General features: G+C 75.2%; 6 protein-coding genes and 1 pseudogene. 6 read left to right on the top strand and 1 reads right to left on the bottom strand.

Annotated features, from left to right (window positions below; translation table 11 throughout):
* A pseudogene (locus HGCM_RS20045) lies at positions 1 to 950 on the top strand (hypothetical protein); the annotation flags it as partial.
* 13 nt (positions 951 to 963) lie between these two features.
* On the opposite strand, the gene HGCM_RS03625 reads toward HGCM_RS20045, so the two are convergent.
* Positions 964 to 1,347 carry a phage holin family protein gene (locus tag HGCM_RS03625; RefSeq protein WP_019135523.1) on the bottom strand — a complete coding sequence of 128 codons (384 nt, stop codon included), beginning with the start codon at positions 1,345 to 1,347 and terminating at the stop codon, positions 964 to 966.
* A gap of 107 nt (positions 1,348 to 1,454) precedes the next feature.
* On the opposite strand from HGCM_RS03625, the gene hisC reads away from it, so the two are divergent.
* The 5 genes from hisC to HGCM_RS16710 form a co-directional block, all read left to right on the top strand.
* Positions 1,455 to 2,522 (top strand): histidinol-phosphate transaminase, encoded by a 1,068-nt coding sequence (hisC, locus tag HGCM_RS03620; protein ID WP_019135522.1) that lies wholly within the window; start codon positions 1,455 to 1,457, stop codon positions 2,520 to 2,522.
* A 120-nt stretch (positions 2,523 to 2,642) separates the two neighbouring features.
* The gene (locus tag HGCM_RS03615) at positions 2,643 to 2,915 is read left to right on the top strand and encodes a hypothetical protein (RefSeq protein ID WP_019135521.1); all 273 of its coding nucleotides are present in this window, start codon (positions 2,643 to 2,645) and stop codon (positions 2,913 to 2,915) included.
* Positions 2,916 to 3,095: 180 nt separating this feature from the next.
* On the top strand, positions 3,096 to 4,271 hold the full coding sequence (pdhA, locus tag HGCM_RS03610) for a pyruvate dehydrogenase (acetyl-transferring) E1 component subunit alpha (RefSeq protein WP_019135520.1): 1,176 nt from the start codon (positions 3,096 to 3,098) through the stop codon (positions 4,269 to 4,271).
* The gene (locus HGCM_RS03605; protein ID WP_019135519.1) at positions 4,268 to 5,383 is read left to right on the top strand and encodes an alpha-ketoacid dehydrogenase subunit beta; all 1,116 of its coding nucleotides are present in this window, start codon (positions 4,268 to 4,270) and stop codon (positions 5,381 to 5,383) included. Before pdhA ends, HGCM_RS03605 begins: the two co-directional genes overlap by 4 nt.
* A gap of 51 nt (positions 5,384 to 5,434) precedes the next feature.
* A partial coding sequence (locus tag HGCM_RS16710; protein WP_040398917.1) for a biotin/lipoyl-containing protein occupies positions 5,435 to 5,837 on the top strand: 403 nt, incomplete at its 3' end.

The following is a 5,837-nucleotide window of genomic DNA, read 5'->3' as shown; positions in this document are numbered from 1 at the left end:
ACCCCGGGCTGCTGCTTCGGCTGACCTCCGACGGGCGGGGCGAGGCGGCCGTGTCGGGGCTGGCCGGCGCGCTGCTGCGGGCGGCCTCGCCCCTGGGCGCGGCGGTGCCGGACCCGGTCGCGGCCGTGGCGGCCGGCGGCGCGACCGTGCTGCGCACCCGGGTCGACCCCGTCGTCGTGCCGGTCGCCGACCCGCCGCAGCTGCCGGCGCCGCGGACGGTGGCGGACGCGCTCGACGTGGTGGCGGAGTCCTACGGCAGGCGCGCGGCGGACGGCTCGTGGGCGACGCCGGGCCTCGTGACGCTGCAGCAGCTGACGCACCCTGACGGGACGCGCGCGTGGCTGGTGGCGATCCCCGGCACGCAGCGCTGGTCGCCCAACGCGGACACGCCCACCGACCTCACGACCAACCTCCGGCTGCTGGGCGGCCTGGACGACGACATGACCGACGCCGTCGTGGACGCGCTGGAGCAGGCGGGCGTCGGGCGGGACGAGCCCCTGCTGCTCGCCGGGCACAGCCAGGGCGGCATGGTGGCCGAGTCCCTCGCGACGGCCCTGGCCGGCTCGTTCGCGGTGCGTGCCGTCGTGACGGCCGGCTCGCCCGACCTCACCGCTCCCACGCCGGCCGGGCTGCCCGTGCGGCGCTACCGGCGGTCGAACGACCTGGTGCCGCAGCTGGACGGGGCGCGCCGGCCGCTCGGTGCGCGCGAGAGCGTCGTGGAGGTCCTCGGCGCCGAGGCGGGCTCATGCACGCGGACGTTCGCCGACACCCACTCGGTCCGCGGCTACGCGGCCGCGGCGCGGCGGGCGGACGCGGCGCTCGAGGGCAGCCCGGTGATGGCCGGCTTCGACGCGGCGGCGCGCGAGGTGCTCGGTCCAGAGGGCACGACGGCGCGCACGCTCCAGTTCCGGGCGCGCCGGAGCGCACCGCCGGCGGGCGAGGGGCCGTGAGCGGCGGCGGGCGTCAGTCCCGGTCGGGGATCAGGAACGAGAGCGCGAAGCTGATCACCGAGATCAGCAGGGCGCCCAGCACCGCGGTCCCGAAGTTGTCGATGCGGATGCCCCAGTGCGTGAACTCGGTGATCCACGCGGTGAGCATGAGCATGAGGGCGTTCACGACGAGGGTGAACAACCCGAGCGTGAGGATGTACAGCGGGATCGAGATCACCTTGACGATCGGCTTCACGATCGCGTTGACGACCCCGAAGACGAGCGCGACGAGCAGGATCACCCAGACCTTCGACCAGCCCTGCGCGTCCTCGGGGACGACGGTCAGGCCGGGGACGATGAGCGTGGCGAGCCAGATCGCCAGCCCGTTGACGAGGACGCGGACGAGGAACGCTGCCATGGCGTCGATCCTTGCAGGTCGCTCGCGCCGGGGCCTAGCGCGCGACCGCCCTCGGTCCGGACGCCCGCCTGCGGGTCGGTGTGCGGCCGGGTGGCATGCTGGCTCCTGTGAGCCGCGTCCCCCTCCGCCGCGCCCTCGCCGACCTCCCCGCGTACGTGCCCGGTGCGCGCGCGCCCGTCGGCGCCGCCGCGTTCAAGATCTCGTCGAACGAGAACCCGTACCCGCCGCTGCCCTCGGTGGTGGCCGCGATCCTCGACGGCGCCGAGGACGTCAACCGGTACCCCGACATGTTCGCCACCGAGCTCGTCGGGGCGATCGCGACGACGCTCGACGTCGCGCCCGAGAGCGTCGTCACCGGCTGCGGCTCGGTCGCGGTGCTCGGGCACGTCCTCACCGCGGTGTGCGAGCCGGGCGACGAGGTCGTCATGGCGTGGCGGTCGTTCGAGGCGTACCCGATCGCGGTGACGCTCGCGGGGGCCCGTGGTGTGCGCGTGCCGGTGACGCCGGACGGCCGGCACGACCTCGAGGCGATGGCGGCGGCCGTGACGGAGCGGACGCGCGTCGTCCTGGTGTGCTCGCCGAACAACCCGACCGGCCCGGCCGTGCACGCCGACGAGCTGACGGCGTTCCTCGAGGCGGTGCCCCGCGACGTGCTCGTCGTCCTCGACGAGGCCTACGTCGAGTTCGTCCGCGACCCGCAGGCGCCGCAGGGTCTCGCGGTCTTCCGCGACCACCCGAACGTCGTGCTGCTGCGCACCTTCTCGAAGGCGTACGGCCTGGCGGGCCTGCGCGTCGGCTACGCGGTCGCCCGCCCGCGGCTGGCCGCCGGCATCCGGGCCGCCTCGACGCCGTTCGGCGTCTCGCACGTGGCGCAGCTCGCCGCGCTGGCGTCGCTGCGCGCGCAGGACGAGCTGCTCGCGCGCGTCGAGCGGATCGTGGGGGAGCGCGGCCGCCTGCTCGACGGGCTGCGCGGCCAGGGGTGGACCGTCCCGGACAGCCAGGCGAACTTCGTCTGGCTGCCTCTGGGCGACCACGCGACCGCGTTCGCGGAGCGGTGCTCGCGCGCCGGTGTCATCGTGCGCCCGTTCGCCGGGGACGGCGTCCGGGTGAGCGTCGGCGAGCCGGAGGCCACCGACCTGCTGCTGGAGGTCGCCGCGGAGTCCGACCCGCGCTGAGCCGACGCGAGCCCGCACGGGCCGCCGCCTCGTCCGACGCGGTGCGGCCGACCGGGTGACATCCGTACGGATCCTCCCGTTTCGTCCGTTTCCCGGCCGCCGGCGCCGCATCATCGGGGCATGACGGAGCTCGCGGGTCTCGACCACGCGGCGGCGGGCGGCGCGGCCGTGGCTGCCGGCGTGCTCGCCGCGCTGAGCTGGGCCGCGACGGTCGTGGCGTTCGGACGGCTCGCGCGCTCGCGCCGCCTGCGGTGGCGGTGGGTGGCGCTCGGCGCGGTCCCCGTGGTGAACCTGGGCCTGCTGCTCGTCCTGCTCGCGGACCACCGGCTCGCACCCCCGGCCGCCGGGCAGGGCCCGACGCCGCCCGGAGCGTTCGCCACCTACGCCCGCTGACGAGGCGGTCGCCGCCCAGGCCGCGGCGGCACCCTGTGGGGACCCCACAACCGACGGCCGCGAGCCTTGTCCGGCCCCCTCCCGCGCAACCTACGGATGCGTAGGCTACGGTGACGTAGGTTCCGGGATCGTCCCGTTTCCGGGACCCCGACCGCCGCCCCCGAGGCGAAGGAGAACCGCGTGAGCCCGAACGGCCCGCTCACCGACGAAGGTCTCGTCCAGCTGCTCACCCCCGAGGGCGTGCGCACCCCGCACCCCGAGTACGACCCGTTGGTGTCCCACCTCGACGCCACGGCTCTGCGGGAGATGTACCGCGACATGGTGCTGGTGCGCCGCTTCGACTCCGAGGCGACGTCGCTGCAGCGTCAGGGCGAGCTCGCGCTGTTCGCGCAGGCACTCGGGCAGGAGGCGGCCCAGGTCGGGTCGGCGCGCGCGCTCGCGGCGCAGGACCACGTGTTCCCGAGCTACCGGGAGCACGGGGTCGCGCACGTGCGCGGCGTCGACCTGGCCGACGTCCTGCGGCTCTTCCGCGGCGTCGACCACGGTGGCTGGGACCCGGTCGGGTTCGGCTTCCACCTCTACACGCTCGTCATCGGGTCGCACACGCTGCACGCGACCGGCTACGCGATGGGGGTGCAGCGCGACGGCGCCGTCGGCACGGGCGACCCGGAGCGGGACACCGCGGTCGTCGCGTACTTCGGCGACGGCGCGACGTCCCAGGGCGACGTCAGCGAGGCGCTCGTGTTCGCGTCCGTCAACCAGTCGCCGCTCGTCTTCTTCTGCCAGAACAACCAGTGGGCGATCAGCGAGCCGACGACGCGTCAGGCCCGCGTGCCCCTCGCGGACCGCGGCCCGGGCTTCGGCGTCCCGTCGGTGCGGGTGGACGGCAACGACGTGCTCGCGTCGTACGCGGTGACGCGGCAGGCGCTCGAGCGGGCGCGCTCCGGCGGCGGCCCCACCTTCATCGAGGCGTTCACCTACCGCATGGGGGCGCACACCACCTCCGACGACCCGAGCCGCTACCGCAGCTCGGAGGAGGAGGAGCACTGGCGGCGGCGCGACCCGATCGACCGGCTGCGCGCGCACCTCGAGCAGCTCGGCGAGCTGCCGGCGCACTTCCTGGCGGAGCTGGAGCGGGAGTCGGAGGAGCTCGGCGATCGCCTGCGCACCACGGTGCGCGCGATGGGCCGCCCGTCCGCGTCGTCGATGTTCGACCACGTCTACGCGACGCCGCACGCGACCGTCGCGGGGGAGCGCGCCTGGTTCGAGTCCTACGAGTCGTCGTTCCTCGACGGCCCGCACGGCCACCGCACGCCCGGGCACGACGCCCAGCCGACCGGAGGGAGCACGCGATGAGCGACCTTCTCGTCCACCACCAGGGTCACGACGCGCTCGCGGCGGCGGACGCCGCCCGTCGCCAGCACGACCCGTCGGCCTCCGCGCCCGACGCCGCCGCCCGGCCCGAGGCCGACGTGCGCACGCTGACGTTCGCCAAGGCGATCAACCTGGGCCTGCGGCGTGCGCTCGAGGACGACCCGAAGGTGCTGCTCATGGGGGAGGACATCGGCCGGCTCGGCGGTGTCTTCCGCGTGACGGACGGGCTGCAGGCGGACTTCGGCGCCGACCGCGTCGTCGACACCCCGCTCGCCGAGTCGGGGATCGTCGGGACGGCGATCGGGCTCGCGATGCGCGGCTACCGCTCGGTCTGCGAGATCCAGTTCGACGGGTTCATCTTCCCCGCGTTCGACCAGATCACGACGCAGCTCGCGAAGCTGCACTACCGGTCGCACGGGCGGATCCAGGTGCCCGTCGTCATCCGCGTGCCCTACGGCGGCGGCATCGGGGCCGTCGAGCACCACAGCGAGTCCCCGGAGGTGCTGTTCGCGCACACCGCCGGCCTGCGGGTGGTCTCGCCGTCCTCGCCGGCCGAGGCGTTCACGATGATCCGGCAGGCCGTCGCGTCGCCGGACCCGGTGCTGTTCTTCGAGCCGAAGAGCCGGTACTGGGAGAAGGGCGAGGTCGACGTCGCGGCCGCGCTGCCCGCTCCCCACGGCGAGGCCGGGACGCTCGACCGGGCCCGCGTGGTCCGCACGGGCACCGACGTGACGGTCGTCGCGTACGGGCCGACCGTCGCGACCGCGCTCAAGGCGGCCGAGGCCGCGGCGGCCGAGGGCACGAGCCTGGAGGTCGTCGACCTGCGCACCCTCTCGCCGCTCGACATCGACACCGTCGCGGCGTCCGTCCGCCGGACCGGCCGGTGCGTCGTCGTCCACGAGGCGCCCGTGCTCTACGGCTCGGGTGCGGAGGTGGCCGCGCGCGTCACGGAGGAGTGCTTCTTCCACCTCGAGGCGCCCGTCCTGCGCGTCGGGGGTTTCCACACCCCCTACCCGGTCGCGAAGATCGAGCACGACTACCTGCCGAGCCTCGACCGGGTCCTCGACGCCGTGGACCGCACGCTCGCGCTGTAGCCACCGACGACCGAGCCGCGCGACGAGACGACAGACGCCCCGAGGAGAGCTGTGCCCACCTACCAGCAGTTCCCGCTGCCCGACGCCGGCGAGGGTCTCACCGAGGCCGAGATCGTGGCGTGGCAGGTCGCCGTCGGCGACACGGTGACGGTCAACCAGACGATCGTCGAGATCGAGACGGCCAAGTCGCTCGTGGACCTCCCGAGCCCCTGGTCCGGCGTCGTCACGCGCCTGCTCGTCGAGCCCGGCACGACGGTCGACGTCGGCACGCCGATCATCGAGATCGACACGGATCCCTCGGGCGAGGCGCCCGCCGCGCCGACGTCGTCCCCGGCCGCCGCCGAGCCCGCCGCGGCGGAGCCCGCCGACGAGCCGCCCGCCCGCTCGGGCGCGCTGCACCGCGTCGGCGGGCCCCGCACCGGCATCGAGCCCGGTGGCGCGGACGAGATCGAGG

Origin of the sequence: Cellulomonas massiliensis JC225, from assembly GCF_000312005.1 — a bacterium.
In the GTDB taxonomy this organism is placed as follows: Bacteria; Actinomycetota; Actinomycetes; order Actinomycetales; family Cellulomonadaceae; genus Cellulomonas; species Cellulomonas massiliensis.
This window is presented reverse-complemented; position numbering and strand designations above follow the sequence as displayed.